The sequence below is a fragment of the Buttiauxella cochleicola genome (genome assembly GCF_021283185.1).
GTDB classification, from domain to species: domain Bacteria; phylum Pseudomonadota; class Gammaproteobacteria; order Enterobacterales; family Enterobacteriaceae; genus Buttiauxella; species Buttiauxella massiliensis.
Genome location: NZ_JAJSOS010000005.1, coordinates 208,310 through 231,341, shown reverse-complemented (window position 1 = coordinate 231,341; position 23,032 = coordinate 208,310). Strand labels below are relative to the sequence as shown.

Below are 23,032 nucleotides of genomic sequence, written 5' to 3'. Positions count from 1 at the left end.
TCAGAAGAAGCCCATGCCAATAATCACGATATCACCAGGGTGAACGGAATGTCTTACGTCCACGTTCTCAAGCAATTGGTTTGTGCCTGCTAAGCGAATATTGATATCTTTGCGATCGGCTCTATCTGTAAAGCCACCGGCCTGCGCAATCGATTTTTCAACTGTGAGTCCAGGTTCATAGGAAAATCCATTCGGATTTTTTACCTCCCCTGAAACATAGTATTTACGGAACTCAGCAATATTCACCGTCACCATTGGATTTTGCAGGTAATCTCCTCGCAGACGATTAGTTAACTCTGCACTTACCTGTTCTGGAGTTTTGCCTTTTAGGGTGAGTTGCCCAATATAAGGGAAAGTAATAGTTCCGCTTTTATCGAGTATAAATTTCATTGTTAGATCAGGTTCGCCGTACACATTAATACTAACGGCATCACCTGCATCAAGCAGATAGCCTTTTGATTCAGAATCAGGATTATCCATTAGTGGCGGCTTAGATGCAGAACATCCTGCCAGAAGCACACTGAAAAATAAAAATACCCACAGTTTCATTATTTTCATTTTAAATCTGCACCTTAGCTGTAAACATAATCAGCGAATTGTCATAACCTAACGTTCTCAAGACTTCTCTGTCGTCGTCAGGTCCGATATAAAACGAATCGGTCTCTTTATTGGAGTGCAATGTATCTATCTGATATTTCAACTCAAAATTAATAGAGGGCCTAAAGTCATAGCTCATGGTGAAGGTGAACACACCATCTTTGTCATTTCTGTCCTTATCTTGCTTCTTATAGTCTTCCGTGGTGTATGAGTAATCTAACAAAGTGGAGAAACGGTCATCGAACCAAAAGTGTTGATACGAAATGCCGTACTGTGAAACCAAAATATATCCCCCCACTTCTGAAGGGTCTTTAATGCGTTGTGAGGTATGTGCTGTAAAAATAGATTGTTTAAGCGGTTTCCACTCACCCTTAATATCCCAGTTTAGCCCATTAAAATCCTGCGAGTTGGGATTGTTCTCAAATGTTTTATACAACCATGCCAGGTTCATATCGATGTTAGTTTTACCGGTAACCTGTGATTTTATTCCATAAAGCAAATAATATTCGTCACTGTCTTTTTCAGAAGCATGATCATAATGGATCTGGTTGGTAATAAAGCTATAACGGAAACGCGTTTGCGGTGTGTACTGGTCGAAAATTTCAGCAACGAGGCTGTTTTGATGCCATTCCTGCTGCTGAATATAGTTGTAAAAATCATTATCAGTATTCTGCACATCCTGCGTATTACCGAAACGAAGTTTTTTATAAATCAACGCAACTTCTGCTTTGCCACGCCCTTCAGGAGCACCGTAACTATAACGTAGTTCACTGTTTAATAAGTTAGTGCTTAATGGAGAATTAACGCCAAATTCTTGAAATTGCTTGGGTATAAAACCTTCCGTTATGCCACGACCACGGTCTTCATGTCCAAGAGCATCTTCAATATTTAACATGAGGCCATGCATTAACCCATAGCGCCACGCGCCATTGAAACGAAAGAAATGGTCGTTGTAATTATCAGTTGAATCATTGTTATAATTGCGATAATCACCTGAGTACATTAATAAATATTTATCCTGATACCGTTGGCCAGTTAAACTTAACTCAGGTGTAGCACTGATAAAGTTTGAACCAATAGCATCACTTTTATGTGGCTGATAAGTCACATTATCTTCATAACCATAATTCACACCAACGTTGCTCTGAAAATCTATACCCGCAATGCCGATATGTGATTTCGGTGTTAGGTCTGCCATGGCCGGCGGCGATAAAACCATTGCGGCAATAATAAAATATTTAATATGCATTTTTACCGACAAATCCTTTGAAAATAGTTTTTATAATAATTTTAATATCTAGCCATAGCGACCAGTTCTGGATGTATTCGATATCGTACTCAACACGCTTTTCCATTTTATAAAGTGCATCAATTTCGCCGCGATAACCGTTAATTTGTGCTAATCCTGTGATCCCAGGCTTAACTTTATGGCGAATCATGTAGTTTTCGACTTGCTTGCGATATTGCTCATTATGTGTGACTGCATGCGGTCTGGGGCCAACAATTGACATACTGCCCTGCAATACATTAAAAAACTGCGGCAGTTCATCGAGCGAGGTGCGACGTAAAAATGCACCAAACCGAGTGACTCGTGGATCATCTTTTGTTGCTTGTACCACCGTATCAGAATTTTCCATCACGCGCATAGTACGGAACTTCCAGACTTTAATTTTTTGTCCGCTCAAACCGTACCTGTCTTGCTTGAAAAATATCGGCCCGCGTGAGGTTAGTTTTATGCCGATACTAATCAGTAATAACAGTAATGAAATCAATAGCATAATAATGCTACCAAGAACTAAATCTTCGGTACGCTTAATAAAAGAGCCAAACCCTTCAAACGGAGAACTCAGGATGCTGATGGTTTGCAAATCATCGATAGAGCGCAACTGCGACATATGGGTACTGTAGGAGTTAAAATCGGGAACGATATAAGTATTAACCGTGGTATCTGACATCATCGACAAAAAGTGACGTATTCTTTCCAACGCTACGAGTGGTAATGCGATATAGATCTCATCGACCCTTCCCGCTTTGGCCTCATCAACAAGACCGCTTACTGACCCCTTAAAGGGGCTTTTGATTTGGCCTATAAGTGCGCTGAACCTTGATACATCACGTTCATCATAAAAAGCCAAATCCAATTTCATATCCGAGTATTCTTTAAGAAGTGCCTCTTCGACCGCCAGACCATTCTCTGTAACGCCCACAATCGCCACATGTATACTTTTCTTAACGGAGTATTTTAGAACAATTAAATGGATCAAATAGAGTAAAAAAAGAGGAATGGCATACCAAAAAAGTGTTACCGGGAAAAAACTATTTTCAAAAATTCTTAAATAGCCTAAAGAATGCAAGCCACCAGTTATAAACCTGACAAACTCAACAAAAACAATAGTTAAAAATGAGCACAGGATCAATCTTAGTTGACCACGTATACCCCATTTCTTTGGTTTATGCAGATAAAGTTCAGTGTACTCACCAAATAGTAAGAAAGAGGTAGAAAAAAGAAAGCTAAGCATCAAAACAGTACTCGCTGACTCGAGTGCTAATAGCAATGCGCTCAATATTAAAATCAAGTTTATAAAGAGAAAATCAGCAAGCTTAATAAATACTGGATACCCTCCATGGGCAAATTTCAAAGAATTTCTTGGCATAAGTAGACTCGTTATTCATTGAATTATCGTTTCTGAAATTTTCCTTTCCCGACCTAATTATATCATAGATGTAAAAAATGCGAGCGAGTTGTTAGAAAATGTAAAATTAAATGTTAGCTTCCCGAGTTGACTTAAGTACTATCTATATACGAGATAGATATTTGTTTTAATGGTGTTTATTGGGGAGCACATAAGTATATATAGCGATTTAAGCCATTTTTTATAGATGGGGTCAGTTGCAGTTATAAGCATTTTGCAGCAGCCAGACAGCACGCCGAATGCTGCCTGGTTATTAAAAGAAAGATTTTGTGGCGAGTAATTAATGTAAAACTTCCGACCCAGCCTCACGCATTTTTTGCCAGTAATGATGCAGTTGCAACGCAGCAGGACCAATTGCTGCCTGGCTGGCTTCATATTCTTGCTCAGTCATTTGCTCAAGCTTTGCAATATGCGCTTCATCACCATGTAGAGCTATCGTTTCCAACGCGGTTTCCAGTTGTTCTGGCAATACCTCCCAGTTACTCAGTTCAACACCACGCATATAGCCAAAACACCACTCTTCTACAATGGTGTATTCCTTGCCATCAATTTCGCGTAAACCAAATAGCGGCTCGAACTGATCCGGAGCATGACACAGTCGCTCTGCAATATCGTTCATATGCTGGCATGCGAGATCGTTAAAGCGTTGCTGCTCCTTTTCACTCTCCCAATGAGGCAATTGTGATTCACCGCCCCAAAGTGCAGTTTGCCACTGCGTGAGTTGAACCGTTCCAGGGGCAGAAAGAATAGCAGTGAGCATCCCGTCCAACTCGGACACATCCAGTACGGAATCATCGTTACCATACTGAGTGAGGGTATCATCCAGCCATTCCAATTCTTCTTCGTTTAGTGGCCCTTGATTCATACTGAGTTCTCCAGAGTTTGTGCGATTTTTAAGCCAATGTTGATGCAAAGACTCATACGATTGATTTCAGCCTGTAGTATGCCGTGATATTCCTCTAAGAATGAAAGATTTGTCAAAATGCATTCATAAAACTCCGATAACCATAAGAACAAAAATCACCCAAAAGTGATCTGCCGGAAAGGCTTATCATTGATTTTATTACCAGGGTGCTCAAGGTGGGAGTTGTCACCCAACTACACATAAGTGTGCGGGTGATAGATAGCCATAGCGCGGAATAGAGCAGCCTTCTCTATAGCACAAGTATCAGCAACAAAAATCGAGTACAATTATATAGCCCAAACTAAACAAGCTTTGAGTATAAAATATTCAAATACTCAAGATTAATTTATTAGCAATATTCACTGGTAATACTGACGTTAATATATGAAAGAATTTGAACCAGGAAAAATGATAAAGTTTTAGCACATCCCTATCACTTATTGAGTCTTCGTTGCACACGTGCTGGTGTAACTCATCAATCCAACATATCGAAACCATCAAATAACATTAACTTAACAAGTGACATTTTGATAGTTCTTAACTGCTTTTTTTAGAGTTGATGACCTTAAAAACTTATCACAAAATCTATTTATATTGATTCACTGAACATTTTGAACGATCATTTACATGATACAGAAATATCTCTTTCATCTGGTTGGGTGGATGGTTACGACGGTTTTACCGATCCGATTCAGAACCATTTTTTCACGGCGTATCACTCCTTCAAGTAGCAGTAAAGAAAATTTCTGATATTTCGAGCACATTTAATGTGTAAAATTACACATTAATTATAGCCATCTATAAAAAATTATTTAACAGAGAAGAAAGCATGTTATTGGCAGAAGCCAAAGATGATATTTTAATCAAAAGAATGATAGGCCCTTTGTGTATCGGAGTGGCATTTTTCTTCTTTCAGTTTCTGGCCGAGTCCCTTACCGCTCAGGAACAGATTGCAGATGCGACAATTCGGTTTTATGACCTTACGCTACCGCTGATTTCTGCTTTGCTGGTGTTATACAGAAAGAAGGCACTTCCCATCCTGGGGATATTTTTCCTTTATTCGATTTCTTGTCATCCGTTATCAGCGAAACTGACTCTAACGTCCCAGCTGCTGGCAGCACTCATCAGTCAGCTACTGTATTACTGGCACACAGGAAAACGTGGTACGGTCAGTTTTGGGCGAAGTCAGTTAACTCCCCGACGCATTGGTTGGCTTGTTTGCTGTAATTCTTTGTTATGTATAACTTTTCATCACTCACTTCAGACTTATTTTGATCCAGAATCAGCCACTGAAATTTTTACAGTACAGACTCTGATTAATCTGCAATGGATGATGAACTCTTGTATTACGGGTATTCCCTTTTGTTATCTTTTACTTCGGGTCTGCCATAAGCCTGCATGGGGACTTCAATATTTAAGATACGTAAAAGCATCAGTAAAATCAGGCCCATCCATTTTATATCAGGCAATCTGGTGGTTTTTACTGCTGATAATTATGTACTGCCTGATTTCAAAAAATCTCAATACGCTGCTCTTTACTGATTATTCTTTACTGTGGTTATTACCGGTAATGTTATGGGGGACAGTTCGTATTGGGCATGCTTTGGTGGCTCCTGTATGGGTCATCATACTGGCATTGCTGGGAAATTATATTGATGGATATATTTCAATAGCAAATACCCTTACAGATGCCAACCATCTGCACAGCTTAATCATATCATCCACAACAATTTTCATTTTCTCCCTGACCATTGTTGCAACAGGAGTGATATCTGCGCACAACCTAAAATACTCCCAGCATGTCAGCAGACTGTACCGCTCCGAGCCAAACACTGGATTGCTAAATTTTCAGGCTCTGAGTATGGATATAGATAAACACTCAGCTGAAGCATTATGCCTGATTCGTTGCCCTGAGCTAAATGAGCTTGAACAGACTTATGGTGTGGAGTTTCGCTTTGAATTTGTTAAAGCGTTAAGTTCGTATATAACAGGCTTATTGCCATGTTGTGGCCAGGTTTATTACAGCCCTGGTCATGGTATAATTCTAAGGCTAAACACGCTCCCAGACGTCCCCGTATTTTACAGATCACTAAGGGTTTTCCGCTTTCAATGGAAAACATCTATCCTCGGACTAAATTGTGGGGTGGCTTATACTAGTGATAAAAGAATCATCCGCAACTTATCAGAAGCAATAAAACAGTTAAACATTAACAGTTATATTTCCTTGTTGCATGGAAGACCGTTATCTCTGAGCCCGACGGTTCCTGGGGATAACATTGTTGAGTCAGGGATGATACGCGATGTTCTGCAACAAGCTATCGACAGACAATCGTTGTTGCTAATGGCACAGCCAATTGTATCTACTGTGCTCACCGCACAACCTGTTATCTCTGTTCGGGGTAAAATTCATTACCATGAGATCCTTATTCGCCTCAAAACAGCAGATGGTAAACTAATTTTTCCTGATACCTTCCTTCCCCTGGCACGCAAAGGTGGCCTGCTGCCTGCACTGGATATTACGGTAATTGAACAAACATTCCGCTTTATGCAGACAAGGAAAGTCTCAGACCCTGATTGTTATTTTTCAATCAACCTGACGCCAGAGTCACTTTACCAAACTGACTTTCTGGATAATGTCTCAACATTATTCAAGAAGTACAGCATAGCTCCTTACCGTATTATTTTTGAAATTATTGAATCTGAAATTCTTGATAATGACAATGTCTCAGACATCCTGAGAAGTCTGCGTAATGCGGGCAGTAAAATTGCCATTGATGACTTTGGCACCGGCTCCTCAAGTTATGACAGATTGCGTGTTCTTAATGCAGACATTTTAAAAATCGATGGTTCTTTTATCAAAAATATTATTGATGATCCATTTAGCTACTGTGCCGTTAAATCATTTTGCGAAATGGCGAAATTGAAAAATATGGAGATAGTTGCAGAGTTTGTTGAAAACGAAGAAATCGCGCAGATGCTAACTGAGATGGGTATCGATTGGTTACAGGGATACCATATTGGAAAACCTATCCCCGTTGAGCAAGCAGAGCTGTAGCTTTGTATTAAGCTAATTATCGCATTTGACTCAGAAACCGCTCAACAACCCGGCAGCCTAAAATCCTAATAGGCTGCCGGGCTGGTTTTACATTATCAGGCTGTGGTTTGGCGTTGATTGCAGCCTATGAGCACAAAACGTGAATTTCAGGCATAAAAAAACCACCCGTAGGTGGTTTCACGACACTGCTTATTGCTTTGATTATTCTGATGTTTCCCATGGTGCCCGGGGCGGGACTTGAACCCGCACAGCGCGAACGCCGAGGGATTTTAAATCCCTTGTGTCTACCGATTTCACCACCCGGGCTCGGGAAGAAAGTGGAGGCGCGTTCCGGAGTCGAACCGGACTAGACGGATTTGCAATCCGCTACATAACCGCTTTGCTAACGCGCCAAAACCTTTTACCTTCGCAGGCTGTAACAGAAACTCTGCTACATAAATTTGGAGCGGGAAACGAGACTCGAACTCGCGACCCCGACCTTGGCAAGGTCGTGCTCTACCAACTGAGCTATTCCCGCAAAATCTTATTAATTAACCTTAAAGCTAATCATTTGATTTTACTATCTTCTGGCAAGCTGTGCTGCCGTTCGATGCGTTGCATTCTACTTACCTGACGCGATGAGTCAATGAAATTTTCCGTCATCGCGCTCCGTTTGCTGAATTTTGCACCGTACCGATCACGGTTCGAGCAAATAAGCCTCTGCTGCGGCCAAATATTGATGCATTGACCAGTAAATGGGAATCAAATTTGATAATCCAATATCGTTTCTTCTGGCTCTAGCGCCAACCTTTTAATGTCGGCAACAGAAAGCTCAGGGTTGCACAGTTCGATAAAGCGCCAGACATAATTCCGTTGCAACTGACCTCGCTTCAATCCGAGCCATACGGTGTTAGTGTCAAAAAGATGACGAGTATCGAGTCTGACTAACTCCCCTTCCTCGCTGCTTGCCTGAAATGCCACCAGACCGATACCCAGCCCTAACTCTACATAAGTTTTCACCACGTCCGAGTCTTGCGCACTCAGCACGATATCTGGAGTCAGTCCACGGCGTGAGAACGCTTCATCAATACGCGCACGTCCGGTAATACCTTGACGATAAGTAATAATCGGCCAATGGCTAATATCATCAAGTGTGAGGGGATTAGCATGGATCAGTGGATGACCGCGCGGCACCAATAAAGTGTGAGACCAGCGAAACCACGGATAAGCGACGACTAAGGGATCGGTACTTAAGCGCTCACTGGCAATACCAATATCTGCCGTACCGTTATGCAGCAGCATCTCGATTTCTTGCGGCGTCCCCTGAATTAGCTCAAGACGTACTTCTGGGAATAATGAGCGGAACGATTTGATAACCGACGGCAAACTGTAGCGTGCCTGAGTATGCGTGGTAGCAATGGTGAGTACACCGCTGGTGTCGTTGGTAAATACATCGGCCAGACGACGTACATTACTGGCTTCATTAAGAATACGTTCAGCAATCACCAGCAGAGCTTTACCCGGCTCTGTCATGCCCAATAAACGTTTACCGCGACGGATGAAAATCTCGATACCGAGTTCTTCTTCCAGTTCACGAATATGGCGGCTTACGCCCGATTGCGAAGTGAAAAGCATATTGGCGACTTCGGTCAGGTTGTAGTCCCGCCGGGCCGCCTCGCGGATGATTTTGAGTTGCTGGAAGTTCACATTGCCCCCGGGGCATAACCATTCTTTACACTATTGTTAAAGTGGCAACCCCGAGATAACAAATAATAAAAACCAGCAACTTATTCGATTTAGCAATAAGCCGAATCATCCTACCAGTAGCAGTTCGCGATTTTCCTGTGCAGGACGAACCACCAGCGACATCAAAATGTCTTTTACTGCCTGCGCCTGCGGGGTCAGCGCGCTACGGGCCGATAAATTAACCGAGAGTGGTAAATTCAGTGATGGGCTGGTGATACGAGCCATCCAGCCATTTGCCGAACTCACCAGCGAGCGTGCCGCTGATTCTGGCAACACGGTCACCCCCATACCGCTGGCAATAGCAGCCGTCAGCGTCGAGATAGAATCAATCTCCCCGGTAATTTTTGCCGTCAGGCGGCGTAGTGAGAACGCTTCATCCACTCGTTTACGCACGGCGCTGTAGTCTCGCGGCAGGAATAGGTTCATTTCGGCCACCGCAGAAAGATCGACTGTCTGACCTGGACAGTCGCGGGTGCCGACCAGAAACAACTCCTCTTTAAGTAACGGTTGGCTGGTGATGCCCGCCGTTGGAGAACGGTCATACAAGACCGCCATGTCAAGCTGGCCGCTTAACAGCTTGTCATTCAGGACAGAACTACTGTTCTCATGCAGATAGACCAGCACGTCGGGTAATTCCGCACGTACTGCCTGTAATAAAGGCATGGTAATTGAAGACGCTGCGGTACCGGGAGCCAGACCAATAGAAACCTGACCACCTAAAGTTTGGCCCACATTGCAAACCGCTAATTGAGCCTGTTCACATTGGCGCAAAATAGTTCGCGCATGGGTATAGAGAATTTTTCCTGCTTCTGTTGGCGTTACGCCGCGTTTGGTACGAATTAATAGCTGCTGATCCATTTCACCTTCAAGGGTAGCAACTTGTTGGCTCAGTGCCGGCTGCGCAATATGCAGCACTTCTGCGGCTTGAGTCAGGCTACCAATATCGACGATTTTCACGAAGTACTTCAGTCGTCTTAAATTCATTTTGCCCCCTACACGGAATGCCAACGCCAGTCTCGGCAGTGATGTCTCTCTAAGAATTGCAATATGCTTGCCACTTTTGAGAAACATCCGACCAGATGTCCTAACAAGCTGGATAATAAGCGAAAGTGATTTGAAAAGAGGAAAAATGAGTTTGAAACAGTGGTTCTCTTATGCCCCATTAGAGGTATAGGCGCACCATTACGGTGCGCCAAACCACCTCGTTACAAACTTGCCCACCAAAGACGTAATTTCATTCCTGAAAGGCTGGTCCAACCGGTCGTTGACGAGACAACCTCTCCTTTATAAAGCACAACCAACGTAGGCGTGACGCCAATCTGCCAGTTGCGAGATAACTCACCTGAGGCATCATTGACCACAGGGAGATGGATCTTTTTCTGGGCCAACCAACGCGTCACATCCTGTGGTCCACCTGAACGTAGCGCAATTGTCATCACGTTCCCTCCTTCTCCCACCAACTGCGCAACAGAAGGTGTGGTGTAGCGACACACGCCGCACCAACTAGCCCAGAAATAAAGTAGTAATGGGCGATCTTCACTCAACGCGCTCAACGTGACTGCCTGGCCATCCAGTGTATGAAGTGGTGTGCTGTCGAAAGTCGTGGGCATTTTCGGCGCTCGCCACCAGTCCATCAGAAAGACAATGGTGAGGAGGACTACCACCATCACCAATGCTTCCCGTCCCCAGCGCTTTAATTTACTTTTCATTGGCCTGCGCCCGCTTTTCTATCACCAGCGTTTCCAAAGACTCCCATGGCACTGCCCCTGCCAGTAAGGTATCGCCAACCAATGTTGCCGGCGTGCCTTCCACACCGACGACCCGAGCCAGTTGAAGGTTGAGATTCAGTGTTTCCCTACTCAACTCATCAGGCTTTACCACTGTCGTCCCACTTTTGACGAATGCCGCATCAATAGTGGTTGCGGTGTGATTACCCTGTTTCGACATCAAACTGTGATGCAATGCCAAAAACTGCTGCGGGTTCTCGCGCCAGGTCGTTAAGGCGACACGCGCTGCCAGCGATGATGATTCACCACGAAATGGTAGCAGCTTGAACACCACCGCCACGTCGGGATACTTCTCGACAATCTTCTCAAGCATTGGGTCGAACTTTTTACAGTACGGGCAGTTGTAGTCGGTAAACGAAATGATGGTTAATTTCGGTGACGTTGCACCAATCCGTGGGCTGGCAGGATCGTGATACAACGCTTGATAGATCATCTGCTGTATTTGTTCTTCATTATTAGGTTGCGTCTCGGCAGTGGCACCAAAAGTGGTCGCCAGCAACAGTACAAGCGTCATGATCATTTTCATTTTTTATCTCCTTTCGCATCATTTAGCGCGTTCAATACGACATCTCGTGTCAACAGAGTTGGCAGGGCTTTTCCTTCGGGTGTACCCGGCCCATAGACCTGGTTGAATGGCACACCAACTTGCCCACGCTGTTTGAGGAATGTGGTTATCTCTTTTGAAGGGAGTGTCCAGTCTCCGCGTAATGCAATGACATCAGGCTCTTGCAACACAGCCTGTACATCCTCACGAGAAAGAACGTTTAACTTGTTAATTTTGCAGGTGATACACCAGTCGGCGGTGACATCAATAAACACACGCTTGTTTTGCGCCACTGCATCCTGAATTGCCTGCTCACTTAGCGGCTGCCAGGCAATATTTTCTTTAACGGGAGTATTTACTGCTGACCCAAAATGCACCGGTAACAGACTAACCAGCCATAAAGCTGAGCCCAGCATCATCACTGCCAGGATGCGGCGCAACCAGACCATCCAGCGTCCAGGTTTCGGCAGTCGTAATGCCAATGAAGGGCGCATGGCAATCAGCAGCCATGGCAGGCTCATTCCCACACCAAGTGCTAAAAAGATACCCCACAATGTTGGCAATGAGGCACCAAGTGCCACAGCAACGGCTGTGCCAAGGAATGGAGCACTACAAGGTGTTGCCAGCAGTGTTGCCAACGCTCCCTGCCAGAAATGCCCACTTATGCCATTGCCACCTTGCGTAGCAATCCTGGTTGTCACTTTTGAAGAAAGTCGGAATTCAAATAGTCCAAACAGATTGGCACTGAACACCAACATCACTACGGCCATAAAGCCAATAAACCAGGCATTCTGGAACTGAATCCCCCAGCCCACCGCCTGGTTTGTCAAACGCAGTACCGTCATTAATAGCGCCAGCGCCATAAACGAAACGAGAATACCGGCAAATGAGGCGAGGAACTGTTGGCGAATAACGCGCTTTTCTTGTTTTTCAGCCAGTAACACGGAACCGAGTTTCATCCCCAAAACGGGCAACACACATGGCATCAGGTTAAGAATGAACCCACCCAGCAGGGCAAGCAGTAACACTTGCCAGAGTACAAAGTCACCCCCAGCCTCAGGTACAACTGGCGTTTCAGCTATCGTGATATTGCTTTGCTGAGCAATGCCATTATCGGCGATAACCAAAGAGAGATTGCGCCCACGGAGATCGGGCCCGGCGCCTTCCCAGCCATCACTAACCGGTACGGTTGCCCATAACATTTCACCTTCGACACGATATTTTGGTTTACCGAAACTGGCATCCTCTGGCATATCAAAAAACAACTCGGGTTTCTGCCAGCCTGCCGAACGTGTGGCTTGCACCACCAGTTCAGCGCTGCGATACCCCGCTTTCAGGCTATCGGTTAGCCCGTTATGAAGCGGCACTTTACCCATCGCTTGTGCATAATCGTGGGCAAAAGCTGCGTTGCCATTCTCAGGTGTGATTTCAAAGGGAAAATCTGTCAGCAGACAGACATCTTTGCAGGTCGAGAGCGTAAGTACGCCTGTGATTTTCCCTGTAAAAGCACCATCGAGGACCAGCGGAATACTTACCGCATTGTGGTAACCCTGAGTGGTGATCCCCGCCACATCAAAACGTTGTGGCGTCGGCCAGAACCACTGGGCAGATTTCACGGCTTCGCTCCAGACAATAGTCGGCGCAACGCCACCATCACCCGGCGACCGCCAATAGGTTTTCCACCCTTCTTCCAGTTTTACATCCAGCAGGACGCGGGTTTCACCTGGCAGTGAGGTATCTGCACGCAGCCGAACGCTGGCGTGTTGATTATCCGTAGATTGAAGCCAGCCGGGTTCCGCAGCCCATGAAAATGGCAGCCATAGCAGTAGCAGGCAGAGCAACGCTCGCCTAAAAAGACTCAACATATTTTTTCTCCGTAAATGAATTATCGAACTGTGTTAAACAGCCGGTGTTTCATTCACGGAAAACGCAAAATCTGAGATGGACTCTGAGGGTGGGCGAACTAAATGCCCTGGCAGGAGAAACAGATGATCGTTCAGCTTGTAATGGTGCAATCAGCGCCAGAAGTAGACTGAAAACAAAAAATGCAGCTTCAAACAACACTGGAGGTGCGGCAAGTAATGACTTTGCACTCAATTCGCAGGGGGTAACCGGCGCGTTATCTTCAACTTCGGAATTGCTGCTTTGCGAGAGCATGATGCTTTGGGCAGCTTTCATTTGCAAAGCGTGCAATCCCGCCATGCGTTGCGCGGTGCAAACTAACACCACCAGACATGCCAGCAATAAAAACCACTTTGCAAAATGCTTCCGTTTAAACATGAATCCCTCGCACTATATGAACCGCATATCTTAACCAGTCGTTCTCGTTTGGCAACTGATGTGCTGTAAAGATATGTCTGCACGCCTGCATTGCCGGGTTTGATTGTTTTATCAGCAAACAAACCTGCAGTGTGATAACAGGCTTTGACAACCCCGAAGCGCATCGCTAATATGCGCCCCGTTAACCGATTCCTCTGTAGTTCAGTCGGTAGAACGGCGGACTGTTAATCCGTATGTCACTGGTTCGAGTCCAGTCAGAGGAGCCAAATTCTTGTTTTCATGCATCCCTGCGAATCTCTATATGATTTTGATTCAGTAAGTTAGCGTGAAAAACCTTCCCGATGCGTGTTTAGTTTTCCCTACGCATCCAGTGAATTTGGTGGTCAGATTTGGGGTCAGTTTGGTTCGATATTGGAGTGACCCCCAAATGTCTTTAAACGATTCTAAAATCCGCAATTTAAAACCTTCTTCCCGTCCCGTAAAACTCACCGATTCACATGGCCTGTATTTGCTTGTCAATCCGGCTGGTTCGCGCATCTGGTATCTCAAATATCGCTTTAGTGGAAAAGAATCCAGAGTCAGTCTGGGTGCATATCCACTCATCTCACTTTCGCAAGCCAGACAGCAGCGCGATGGCATTCGCAAACTATTGACACAGAAAATCAATCCAGCGCAACAACGTATTGCGGATAAAGCAGCGTCTTCACCTGGCAAGTGCTTTAAAACCGTGGCGCTTGCATGGCATAAAACCAACAAAAAATGGTCGACCGATTACGCCGCACGTATTCTCGCCAGCATGGACAATCATATCTTTCCGGCAATAGGTCATTTGCCCGTCACAATTCTTAAAACGCAGCATTTCACGGCATTACTTCGGGTTACGAGGATAAAGGCTTCCTTGAGGTCGCGTCCCGAACCCGGCAGCAGCTCTGCAACATCATGCGTTACGCTGTACAGCAGGGAATGACCGAAAATAACCCGGCGCAGCATCTGGAAGGCGTTGTCGCACCTCCCGTTAAAAATCACTATCCCGCACTGCCACTGGAACGGTTGCCTGAACTGCTTGACCGTATCGGCGATTATCAACAGGGTCGGGAGCTAATCCCCGTATTCAGCAGGAAGTCCCCGGTATATTCAACTTAATTACCCGGCGAATTGTTCAGCAGATGCCCCGTGTTTTTATTCTGGTGGACTGGAGTAGTTATCACTGTGAAGCCTTACAACTGTTGCGTGCGAGCCTCGCCTGTGATGGCCGCTATCTTCCACTGATGAGCCGGGTGGTACCAAAAGCTCTTCAGGGGAATCCGGATATACATGACCAGTTTTTTACATCACTTTCACACTGCCTCAAACCGGATACAAAAGTCGTTATTATTGCCGATTCGGTTTTTCATGGATGCTGGTTCAGGCAAATCAGTCAACGCGGTTGGTCTTATATCAGCCGGATACAGGGAAATCATTATTACCGCACCGGAACTGAGTGGGAAAAAGTCAGTGAGTCGGGAAATAAAGCCACAGACAGACCTCAGTATTTAGGTGAAGGTATTCTCGGACGAAATAAGTGCGCTCAACGTCCCGGCCATTTTTATCTTTATAAACAGAAAGATAAAGGACGAAAAGGACGAAGTACCAAAGAACGAAAGCGTCGACCCGGTCAGGAGATGAAAAGCCGCGCTTCAGCAAAATCTCCCTGGTTAATTTTTACGAATACGACGGAATATAGCGCAAAGCAAGTAATGAAAATTTACAGCAGAAGGATGCAGATTGAGCAAAATTTCAGGGACGAAAAAAGTGCCAGATATGGATTTGGATTACGGGATGGAGGGAGCCAGACAGTTGGACGGCTTTCAGTACTGAGTCTGATAGCCACACTGGCAAGCATAATCATGTGGCTGAGTGGTTATAGCTTTGAAAACAAGGGATTGCAGCGGAGGTATCAGGCCAACACAACCCATAGCCGCAGAGTAATATCCCTGTTAACACTGGCAGAAAATGTTAAGAGGCATTCACCAGAATTGTTTGCCAGAACGTCGCTGGATAAGTCGTTAAGACTACTTATCCAGCGAAATACATCTATGGTACTGGTTTACTGATAATGAGTGGGGATCCCTCAGGGGAATTTCCCCCGGTTCACTCAACGTCATTGAGCGATTTCACCGTATGTACAATTTAAATGAGCGATTTAGTTTTAACCACTTCTCATCGTTCAGGTAAAAGCATCCGCTTCGTTTTTTAATGTGATTTTCATCTCATTTAATCAATCAGATACACCGCATAACATCCCCTCGGTCAATCACTTCTGAGGTTATTTATGCCCTTTGATACCCGTTCCACCCTGATGCATCTCCTGTCGCTGGATGCCATCCCCGGCCACGAAACCGTTGTTGCTGACGTGATACAACCCCTTCTCGCAAAAGGTGCTATCACAACAAGTCGGGATGTTCTGGGCAATGTCATTGCACAGTTTGGCAGTCAAGAACCCGATGCGCTGCGCGTGATGGTGTTCGCCCATATGGACGAAGTCGGTTTTATGGTGCGAAAGATTGAGCAGAACGGTTTTATTCGTTTTGAACGCGTCGGCGGGCCTGCACAGATAACCATGTCCGGCTCCACGGTGAATTTGCAGGGCAGTAAAGGCAGTGTGCCGGGTTGTATCGGGACCAAATCTTACCATTTCAGTAAAGGGGATGAACGCACCCATCAACCTGCAATCGACCAACTGTGGATCGATATCGGGGCCAGCAGCAAACAGGATGCGCTGGCGATGGGGGTTAATGTTGGGACGCCCATCACACTCAATAATCCACCGCGTGCACTCGGCAATAATCTGGTTTGCAGCAAGGCACTGGATAACCGTCTGGGCTGCGCAGCCTTACTTGGGCTGGCGGATAAAATCGCCGGAAAAACGCTGGAAGTGGCTTTGTTTATCGTCGCTGCGGTACAGGAAGAGTTTAATATTCGCGGCATTCTTCCCGCCGTAAATGCTATCAGCCCTGACCTGACGATCGGCATTGATATCACGCCTTCATGCGATACCCCGGATCTCGCCGACTATTCTGATCTGGTGATCAATCAGGGACCCGGCATCACCTGTCTGAACTACCATGGACGCGGCACGCTGGCTGGGCTTATTACTTCACCCAAAGTCATTCACTGGCTGGAAACGACCGCCGTGCAGCATCAAATCCCGGTTCAACGCGAAGTCGCACCTGGCGTGATTACCGAAAGCGGGTACATCCAGCTTCAGCAGGACGGTATCCTCTGCGCGGGTCTGTCTATTCCCTGTCGTTACACCCATTCTCCTGGCGAAGTTGCCAGCCTGAGCGACCTGCAACACTGCATCAATCTGCTGGCACATCTTGTTGAAGCGAAAGCCGAAACGTTTCCATTAACTGTGAAAGAAAAGAGGTCACCGCAATGAAAAAAATACTTGTTGCCTGTGGTACCGGCATGGCCACGTCCACCATGATTGCCCAGAAACTAAGCCGTTTCCTGAGTGAGCAAGGTATTCACGCCACCACCAATCAATGTTGTCTGAGTGAAATCCCACTCAATAAACATGGGGTTGATCTTATCGTCACGGCCATGAAAACCAGTACTGATTACGGAGTACCGTGCCTGAATGGTGCTGCATTTCTGACGGGAATTAACGATGAACCACTTAAGCAGCAGTTGCTTGAGTTACTGAAATAACATCAGAGGGTACCGTCATGATTGATTATATTTTATCCCTCGGGGGTACAGTTTTCGTCCCCATCATCATGTTTTTCATCGCGCTTATTTTCCGTATCCCGTTCTTCCAGGCAGTTAAAGCTGGCGTCACCATCGGCATTGGCTTCGTGGGAATGGGGCTAGTGATTGTCATGGCAATAGATAGCCTGAATCCCGCCATCAAACTGATGATCGAGCGTTTCGGCCTGCATCTGAATCTACTGGATGTAGGAGCAGGCCCGGCTTCTGGTGTCGGTTATGCCACAGCTGTCGGGGCGGTGGTGATCCCGGTGGTGTTCCTGTTTAACATTGTGTTACTGGTTACACGCCTGACCAAAACCATGAACGTGGATATCTACAACTATTGGCATTACGCCATTACCGGTGCTATTGCCAATATTCTTACCGGCAGCATGATCTATGGCGTGATAGCGGCGGTCTGCCATGCGGCATTGTCACTGAAAGTGGCCGATCTCACTGCCCGTCGCGTACAAAAGATTGTCGGTCTGGAAGGCATTTCTATCCCCCAGGGTTGGGGAACCAGCTCAGTCCCCATCGCGCTGCTGCTGGAGTGGGTCTATGAACGTATTCCGTTTATGAAAAACCACAGCATTGATGCCAGCGAAATCCAAAAACGCTTTGGCATGATTGGCGACCCGGTAATTATTGGCGTGATTCTGGGTATTATCTTTGGCCTCGCAGCCGGTTACGGATTCAAAGATCTGGCAAGTCTGGTGATCACCGTAGCGGCCATCATGGTGCTGTTCCCGCGCATGATCCGTTTGATTGTTGAAGGCTTGCTTCCTATATCCGAGGGGGCTCGCACCTTCTTGCAAAAGCATTTTCATGGTCGGGAGTTTTATATCGGCCTGGACAGTGCCGTCACACTTGGCCACCCCACCACCATTGCCGTCGGCCTGCTGCTAATCCCCATCATGCTCATCACCGCCGGGCTGTTACCGGGGAATCAGGTGCTGCCACTCGCCGACCTTCCCGTTGCACCTTTCTTTGTCTGTATGGCAACCGTTATCCATCGCGGAGATTTCCTGCGTACCTTAATCACCAGCTTTATCACCATGATTTTCGTATTACTGATTTCCACCCATTTTGCCCCGTACTTTACCCAGATGGCCACCCAGGGTGGCTTCAGTCTGGCTAAAGACGGTTCACAAATTACCGCGCTTTCGGTTGGCAACCCGTTCGGCTGGTCGATTACCGAACTCGTCGGCATGGGGTTAATTGGCACTATTGTCTGCATTGGTATCACGGCGCTGGTGGTGATTGGTCTGGGTAAACGTGAGTTATCTGCCTGATTTATCAATCGTTAAAAAGGAGTAGTGAAATATGAGTTGGCTTAAAACCGTTATTGGTACTGAGAAAGCCGTTATTGCTATGTGCCATTTGCGCGCCTTGCCTGGTGATCCGGGTTATGACAGCAAAAAAGGCATGAACTGGGTTATCGACAAAGCCCGCGATGACTTGATTGCGCTACAAAATGGGGGCGTAGATGCCGTCATGTTCTCCAACGAATTCAGCCTGCCCTATCTGACGCGCGTAAAAACGGAAACGACCGCTGCTATGGCGCGCGTTATCGGGCAGTTGATGGCTGAGATTAAGGTGCCTTACGGGGTCAACGTACTTTGGGATCCGGTCGCTTCGTTTGATTTGGCGATGGCCGTAGACGGTAAGTTTATTCGTGAAATCTTTACCGGTGCCTACGCCAGCGATTTCGGTATCTGGGATACCAATGTCGGCGAAACGATTCGCCACCAGCACAGCATTGGTGCCTCACATGTCAAAACCTTATTCAACATTGTGCCAGAAGCCGCCGTTTATCTGGGGAACCGCGATATTCGCGCTATCGCTAAATCAACGGTGTTCAACAACCATCCTGATGCACTGTGTGTTTCGGGCCTGACCGCGGGTAGCAAAACGGATTCCGCCCTGCTCAAAATAGTGAAAGAGACGGTACCGGATACCGTCGTGCTGGCCAATACCGGGGTGTGTCTGGATAACGTAGAAGAACAACTGGCCATTGCCGACGGTTGTGTCACCGCAACACATTTCAAGAAAGACGGGATATTCGATAACTTCGTCGATGAATCGCGGGTCGCGCGCTTTATGGAAAAAGTGCACCAACTCAGAAGGTAAAACGAGGCCGTTTTTCAACGGCCCCTCCGTCATCACTAACGGCCCGGCGCCTTCGCCAAAAGTACACCGGGCCTTTATTTATCGCTATTACGTTACAGGTGTCAATATGCTGATACATCAGCCCCAACTCGCCCAAGCCCGGAGAAAAGCATCAGACTGGCAGCAGGCGGTTCAAATTGCCCTGCAGTCGCTGGAGGAGTCCGGTTACACCACCCGCCGCTACTATCAGAGCGTGATTGAAAATACGCTTGAATGGGGCCCTTATTATGTCATTGCACCCGGTATCGCCATGCCCCACGCACGCCCCGAACAGGGCGTACTGGCGAATGGCATCGCCATCACTACGCTTGAGAGCCCGGTTTGTTTCGGCCATGAAGATTGTGATCCGGTATGGTTGGTGATTGCACTTAGCGCCACGGATGCCAATGCCCACCTGGCAACCATTCAGAGCATCACAACACTGCTTGATGATGGTGAGTTACTCACCCGGTTGCGACAGGCAAAAACTGACCATGAACTTTTTCAACTGATCGGTTCTCCCACACTACAGGAGCGATAAAGATGGTCTATCTCCACCCGTCCCTGGCTTCCTCCGACCCGCTGACACTCGGGGAGACACTTTCTTCGCTGGCGCGCCTGAAAGTAAGCTCCCTGCATATTGATATCGAAGACACCAGCTTTATCAACAACATCACCTTCGGGATGAAGACCGTTACCGCCATCGCCCGTGAGACGCAACATTGTTTGTCATTTCATCTGATGCTGGCGGAGCCTCGCCGCTGGCTAACCTGGATTGCGCCGCTAAAACCGGCATGGATTTTTCTGCATGCTGAAGCGCTGGCTAACCCATCAGAAGATCTGGACGCTATCCGTCTGACCGGTGCCAAAGCCGGACTGGCATTTAATCCGGCAACGCCCGTTGCCCATTACCGCTACCTGAATAAACAGCTTGATGGCTTGTTGATAATGACCAGCGAACCGGATGGTGAAGGGCAACGTTTCATTCCGGCAATGTCAGATAAAGTGGCCGAAGCCGCGCGGTTATTCCCACAGGCTGAAATCTGGGCTGACGGAGGTGTTGATCTCAATGTTGCCTCAACGCTGATTCATGCGGGAGCTCGCCATCTGGTACTCGGCCGGGCACTATTTGCTGAGAACGATATTGCATACGCGCTACGCCAGTTTCAGGATGAATCCGATGAGCCAAAAGCGTAGTGAACGTATCGGTAATATCCTGCACTACTTGTGGATACACCATCAGTTCAGCATTCAACAGGCACATGAATTATTGAATTATGCCGATGCCACTTTAAGGCGCGATTTTAACTATATTGCGGCCCACTATCCCGGCATGGAACGTTATCATGGAGGGTTGCGCTTTAACGTCAATAATGCGGATAAAGAATTCGTCTTCGACATGAAAAAAAATATTAATGTCGAAGCAAAAAAACAGATAGCCCTGCTGGCACGTCAGTACATCCGTCCACACGATTTTCTTATTCTTGACTCCGGATCCACCTGCCTTGCGTTGGCAAAGTCGCTGGATATACCGGCAAGCGTGGTCACTACCGATGTTAATATTGCACATCATCTGGCGCAGATGAGTCATCTGGAGAGCTATATTATCGGCGGCATGATCCGCCCCGGCTATTTCACTGTGGGAGAAAGCCTCGCTACGGATATGCTGAAAACCTTTTCTATTGAACAGGCATTTATTTCCTGCGATGCGTTATCTCTCGATGCCGGTATCACCAACGCTACCCTGTTTGAAGTCGGCATAAAAAAAACCATTATCCAGCGCGCCAAAAAAGTGATCCTGCTGGCTGATCACAGCAAATTTGAACAAACCAATCCCTATAACATCAGCACGCTTTCTTGTATTCATTGTGTGATAACTGACAAAGGTCTATCCGATCAGCTGTTTAAGCGTTATCGTCAGGCAGGTGTCAATGTTATTCGTTAACAGCCCATGAAGGCACCCAATGTGTAAAGCCAGCTAAATTAAGCCGGCTTTTTGCTTTTCAACCCTTACCAACCCCTTTCGCTCCCGCCCGCCGATGACATACTATCGAAGCTGCAAACAGCCCTGTAAAAATCAGCAGGATGAGGAGAAAAGATGACGCATCAGACAGCCGCCACAGCCCTTACCCCGAACCAGGCCCTCGATAAACTAGAGGAGCTGTACGATGCCTCGGTCAACGCACTGCGCGACGCCATTGGCCAGTATGTTGAGAACGGCGCACTACCCGAAATTGAAAAACGTGACGCTGGTTTATTTGTCTACCCGGAGTTACGCGTCAGTTGGGATGGCACCGTACATCACCCAAATAAAACCCGTGCCTATGCTCGCTTTACCCATTCAGGCAGTTATACAACCACCGTCACCCGTCCTGCTTTATTCCGCCATTATCTCGCCGAACAACTCACACTGCTTTATGACGACTATGGCGCACACATAGAAGTGGGGTTATCGCAGCATGAAATCCCGTATCCGTATGTGATTGATGGTTCCAGTTTGTCGCTGGACCGCTCAATGAGCGCCGGTTTGCCGCGCTATTTTCCCACCACCGAACTGTCGCAAATTGGCGATGAGACAGCGGATGGGTTGTTCCACCCTGGCGAGTTCTACCCACTTTCACATTTTGATGCCCGACGCGTCGATTTTTCGCTCGCGCGTTTACGCCACTACACCGGCACCCCGGTAGAACACTTCCAGTCTTTCGTGTTGTTTACCAACTACACCCGCTATGTGGACGAGTTTGTGCGCTGGGGTTGCCAGCAAATTCTTGACCCTGAAAGCCCGTATGTCGCACTTTCCTGCGCTGGTGGCGTGTGGTTGACGGCCGACAGCCAGGCCCCGGAAGAAGCCATTTCCGATCTTGCCTGGAAAAAACACCAAATGCCCGCGTGGCACTTGATCGATGCCAACGGTACCGGCATCACGCTGGTGAATATCGGTGTTGGCCCGTCAAATGCGAAAACTATTTGTGACCACCTGGCGGTGTTGCGCCCGGCGGCGTGGCTGATGATAGGCCACTGCGGCGGCCTGCGTGAAAGCCAGTCGATTGGCGATTATGTTCTGGCCCATGCGTATCTACGTGATGATCACGTTCTGGATGCGGTGCTACCGCCAGATATCCCAATCCCAAGCATTGCTGAGGTGCAGCGGGCGTTGTACGACGCAACCAAGCTGGTGAGCGGTATGCCAGGCGAAGAAGTTAAGCAACGTTTACGTACCGGGACTGTCGTCACCACCGACGATCGTAACTGGGAGCTGCGCTATTCCGCATCGGCCTTGCGTTTTAACCTCAGCCGCGCCGTCGCTATTGATATGGAAAGCGCCACCATTGCCGCACAGGGTTATCGCTTCCGCGTACCGTATGGCACGTTGTTATGTGTTTCCGATAAACCTCTGCACGGTGAAATTAAACTCCCCGGCCAGGCCAACCGCTTTTATGAAGGGGCAATTTCGGAGCACTTGCAGATTGGTATCTGCGCGATTGATCTCTTGCGCGCTGAAGGCGAACGCCTGCACTCACGCAAATTACGTACTTTTAATGAACCTCCTTTCCGTTAAGAGAAAAT

19 protein-coding genes, 4 tRNA genes and 2 pseudogenes are annotated in these 23,032 nt (G+C 47.0%); 12 read left to right on the top strand and 13 right to left on the bottom strand.

Translation table 11 applies throughout. From position 1 onward, the window contains the following. From LVQ76_RS09870 to LVQ76_RS09855, 4 genes are all read right to left on the bottom strand, one after another. Positions 1-558 carry a polysaccharide biosynthesis/export family protein gene (locus LVQ76_RS09870; RefSeq protein WP_064512018.1) on the bottom strand — a complete coding sequence of 186 codons (558 nt, stop codon included), beginning with the start codon at positions 556-558 and terminating at the stop codon, positions 1-3. A gap of 1 nt (position 559) precedes the next feature. Continuing rightward, a complete protein-coding gene (locus LVQ76_RS09865; RefSeq protein WP_232864759.1) occupies positions 560-1,846 on the bottom strand; it encodes an outer membrane beta-barrel protein in 1,287 nt (428 codons plus the stop codon). After that, positions 1,836-3,251, bottom strand: coding sequence for an undecaprenyl-phosphate glucose phosphotransferase (locus tag LVQ76_RS09860; RefSeq protein ID WP_232921531.1), 1,416 nt, complete (start codon positions 3,249-3,251; stop codon positions 1,836-1,838). The genes LVQ76_RS09865 and LVQ76_RS09860 overlap by 11 nt, the downstream gene beginning before the upstream one ends. A 319-nt stretch (positions 3,252-3,570) precedes the next feature. Beyond that, on the bottom strand, positions 3,571-4,155 hold the full coding sequence (locus LVQ76_RS09855; protein ID WP_255681141.1) for a UPF0149 family protein: 585 nt from the start codon (positions 4,153-4,155) through the stop codon (positions 3,571-3,573). Positions 4,156-5,023: 868 nt separating this feature from the next. Here LVQ76_RS09855 and LVQ76_RS09850 point away from each other — a divergent pair. After that, the gene (locus LVQ76_RS09850; protein WP_232905304.1) at positions 5,024-7,249 is read left to right on the top strand and encodes a sensor domain-containing phosphodiesterase; all 2,226 of its coding nucleotides are present in this window, start codon (positions 5,024-5,026) and stop codon (positions 7,247-7,249) included. A 219-nt stretch (positions 7,250-7,468) separates the two neighbouring features. Here LVQ76_RS09850 and LVQ76_RS09845 read toward each other — a convergent pair. The 9 genes from LVQ76_RS09845 to LVQ76_RS09805 form a co-directional block, all read right to left on the bottom strand. After that, positions 7,469-7,555, bottom strand: a tRNA-Leu gene (locus LVQ76_RS09845). Between the two features lie 12 nt (positions 7,556-7,567). Continuing rightward, positions 7,568-7,641, bottom strand: a tRNA-Cys gene (locus LVQ76_RS09840). A 49-nt stretch (positions 7,642-7,690) separates the two neighbouring features. Then, positions 7,691-7,766 (bottom strand) — tRNA-Gly (locus LVQ76_RS09835). A 224-nt stretch (positions 7,767-7,990) separates the two neighbouring features. Further along, positions 7,991-8,935: an HTH-type transcriptional regulator Cbl gene (cbl, locus tag LVQ76_RS09830; RefSeq protein WP_151996160.1), complete on the bottom strand. Its 945-nt coding sequence runs from the start codon at positions 8,933-8,935 to the stop codon at positions 7,991-7,993. Between the two features lie 105 nt (positions 8,936-9,040). Beyond that, on the bottom strand, positions 9,041-9,958 hold the full coding sequence (nac, locus tag LVQ76_RS09825; protein ID WP_232864755.1) for a nitrogen assimilation transcriptional regulator NAC: 918 nt from the start codon (positions 9,956-9,958) through the stop codon (positions 9,041-9,043). Between the two features lie 221 nt (positions 9,959-10,179). Further along, the gene (locus tag LVQ76_RS09820) at positions 10,180-10,683 is read right to left on the bottom strand and encodes a protein disulfide oxidoreductase (RefSeq protein ID WP_232864754.1); all 504 of its coding nucleotides are present in this window, start codon (positions 10,681-10,683) and stop codon (positions 10,180-10,182) included. Next, complete coding sequence (locus LVQ76_RS09815) at positions 10,673-11,287, bottom strand: DsbA family protein (RefSeq protein ID WP_232921530.1); 615 nt, start codon at positions 11,285-11,287, stop codon at positions 10,673-10,675. The genes LVQ76_RS09820 and LVQ76_RS09815 overlap by 11 nt, the downstream gene beginning before the upstream one ends. Continuing rightward, positions 11,284-13,170, bottom strand: a complete 1,887-nt coding sequence (locus LVQ76_RS09810; protein ID WP_232864752.1) for a cytochrome c biogenesis protein CcdA — start codon at positions 13,168-13,170, stop codon at positions 11,284-11,286. The genes LVQ76_RS09815 and LVQ76_RS09810 overlap by 4 nt, the downstream gene beginning before the upstream one ends. Before the next feature lie 49 nt (positions 13,171-13,219). After that, positions 13,220-13,585: a copper resistance protein gene (locus LVQ76_RS09805; protein ID WP_232864751.1), complete on the bottom strand. Its 366-nt coding sequence runs from the start codon at positions 13,583-13,585 to the stop codon at positions 13,220-13,222. 190 nt (positions 13,586-13,775) lie between these two features. Here LVQ76_RS09805 and LVQ76_RS09800 point away from each other — a divergent pair. From LVQ76_RS09800 to LVQ76_RS09750, 11 genes and pseudogenes are all read left to right on the top strand, one after another. Further along, positions 13,776-13,851 (top strand) — tRNA-Asn (locus tag LVQ76_RS09800). Positions 13,852-14,012: 161 nt separating this feature from the next. Beyond that, positions 14,013-14,686 (top strand): annotated as a pseudogene (locus LVQ76_RS09795) (tyrosine-type recombinase/integrase); the annotation flags it as partial. Continuing rightward, positions 14,686-15,678: pseudogene (locus LVQ76_RS09790) on the top strand (IS4 family transposase); the annotation flags it as partial. The pseudogenes LVQ76_RS09795 and LVQ76_RS09790, both read left to right, overlap by 1 nt. Positions 15,679-15,896: 218 nt before the next feature. Beyond that, positions 15,897-17,006 carry a M42 family metallopeptidase gene (locus LVQ76_RS09785; protein WP_232921529.1) on the top strand — a complete coding sequence of 370 codons (1,110 nt, stop codon included), beginning with the start codon at positions 15,897-15,899 and terminating at the stop codon, positions 17,004-17,006. Beyond that, a complete protein-coding gene (locus tag LVQ76_RS09780; protein WP_232905308.1) occupies positions 17,003-17,278 on the top strand; it encodes a PTS sugar transporter subunit IIB in 276 nt (91 codons plus the stop codon). Before LVQ76_RS09785 ends, LVQ76_RS09780 begins: the two co-directional genes overlap by 4 nt. Positions 17,279-17,295: 17 nt before the next feature. After that, a complete protein-coding gene (locus LVQ76_RS09775; protein WP_232921528.1) occupies positions 17,296-18,609 on the top strand; it encodes a galactitol-specific PTS transporter subunit IIC in 1,314 nt (437 codons plus the stop codon). 31 nt (positions 18,610-18,640) lie between these two features. Continuing rightward, positions 18,641-19,447: a BtpA/SgcQ family protein gene (locus LVQ76_RS09770; protein WP_232864747.1), complete on the top strand. Its 807-nt coding sequence runs from the start codon at positions 18,641-18,643 to the stop codon at positions 19,445-19,447. A 109-nt stretch (positions 19,448-19,556) separates the two neighbouring features. Then, positions 19,557-20,006: a PTS sugar transporter subunit IIA gene (locus tag LVQ76_RS09765; RefSeq protein ID WP_370639845.1), complete on the top strand. Its 450-nt coding sequence runs from the start codon at positions 19,557-19,559 to the stop codon at positions 20,004-20,006. A gap of 2 nt (positions 20,007-20,008) precedes the next feature. Beyond that, entirely contained in the window at positions 20,009-20,662 is a 654-nt protein-coding gene (locus LVQ76_RS09760; RefSeq protein WP_232864745.1) for a beta/alpha barrel domain-containing protein, read from the top strand. Beyond that, positions 20,646-21,410 (top strand): DeoR/GlpR family DNA-binding transcription regulator, encoded by a 765-nt coding sequence (locus tag LVQ76_RS09755; RefSeq protein WP_232905311.1) that lies wholly within the window; start codon positions 20,646-20,648, stop codon positions 21,408-21,410. Before LVQ76_RS09760 ends, LVQ76_RS09755 begins: the two co-directional genes overlap by 17 nt. Before the next feature lie 153 nt (positions 21,411-21,563). Next, the gene (locus tag LVQ76_RS09750) at positions 21,564-23,024 is read left to right on the top strand and encodes an AMP nucleosidase (RefSeq protein ID WP_232921527.1); all 1,461 of its coding nucleotides are present in this window, start codon (positions 21,564-21,566) and stop codon (positions 23,022-23,024) included. Positions 23,025-23,032 lie beyond the last annotated feature (8 nt).

Bases quoted from the DNA above. Each gene is read 5' to 3' on its own strand.
- LVQ76_RS09870 (WP_064512018.1), bottom strand. From the start codon at position 558: ATGAAAATAATGAAACTGTGGGTATTTTTATTTTTCAGTGTGCTTCTG.
- LVQ76_RS09865 (WP_232864759.1), bottom strand. From the start codon at position 1,846: ATGCATATTAAATATTTTATTATTGCCGCAATGGTTTTATCGCCGCCG.
- LVQ76_RS09860 (WP_232921531.1), bottom strand. From the start codon at position 3,251: ATGCCAAGAAATTCTTTGAAATTTGCCCATGGAGGGTATCCAGTATTT.
- LVQ76_RS09855 (WP_255681141.1), bottom strand. From the start codon at position 4,155: ATGAATCAAGGGCCACTAAACGAAGAAGAATTGGAATGGCTGGATGAT.
- LVQ76_RS09850 (WP_232905304.1), top strand. From the start codon at position 5,024: ATGTTATTGGCAGAAGCCAAAGATGATATTTTAATCAAAAGAATGATA.
- nac (WP_232864755.1), bottom strand. From the start codon at position 9,958: ATGAATTTAAGACGACTGAAGTACTTCGTGAAAATCGTCGATATTGGT.
- LVQ76_RS09820 (WP_232864754.1), bottom strand. From the start codon at position 10,683: ATGAAAAGTAAATTAAAGCGCTGGGGACGGGAAGCATTGGTGATGGTG.
- LVQ76_RS09815 (WP_232921530.1), bottom strand. From the start codon at position 11,287: ATGAAAATGATCATGACGCTTGTACTGTTGCTGGCGACCACTTTTGGT.
- LVQ76_RS09810 (WP_232864752.1), bottom strand. From the start codon at position 13,170: ATGTTGAGTCTTTTTAGGCGAGCGTTGCTCTGCCTGCTACTGCTATGG.
- LVQ76_RS09805 (WP_232864751.1), bottom strand. From the start codon at position 13,585: ATGTTTAAACGGAAGCATTTTGCAAAGTGGTTTTTATTGCTGGCATGT.
- LVQ76_RS09785 (WP_232921529.1), top strand. From the start codon at position 15,897: ATGCCCTTTGATACCCGTTCCACCCTGATGCATCTCCTGTCGCTGGAT.
- LVQ76_RS09780 (WP_232905308.1), top strand. From the start codon at position 17,003: ATGAAAAAAATACTTGTTGCCTGTGGTACCGGCATGGCCACGTCCACC.
- LVQ76_RS09775 (WP_232921528.1), top strand. From the start codon at position 17,296: ATGATTGATTATATTTTATCCCTCGGGGGTACAGTTTTCGTCCCCATC.
- LVQ76_RS09770 (WP_232864747.1), top strand. From the start codon at position 18,641: ATGAGTTGGCTTAAAACCGTTATTGGTACTGAGAAAGCCGTTATTGCT.
- LVQ76_RS09760 (WP_232864745.1), top strand. From the start codon at position 20,009: ATGGTCTATCTCCACCCGTCCCTGGCTTCCTCCGACCCGCTGACACTC.
- LVQ76_RS09755 (WP_232905311.1), top strand. From the start codon at position 20,646: ATGAGCCAAAAGCGTAGTGAACGTATCGGTAATATCCTGCACTACTTG.
- LVQ76_RS09750 (WP_232921527.1), top strand. From the start codon at position 21,564: ATGACGCATCAGACAGCCGCCACAGCCCTTACCCCGAACCAGGCCCTC.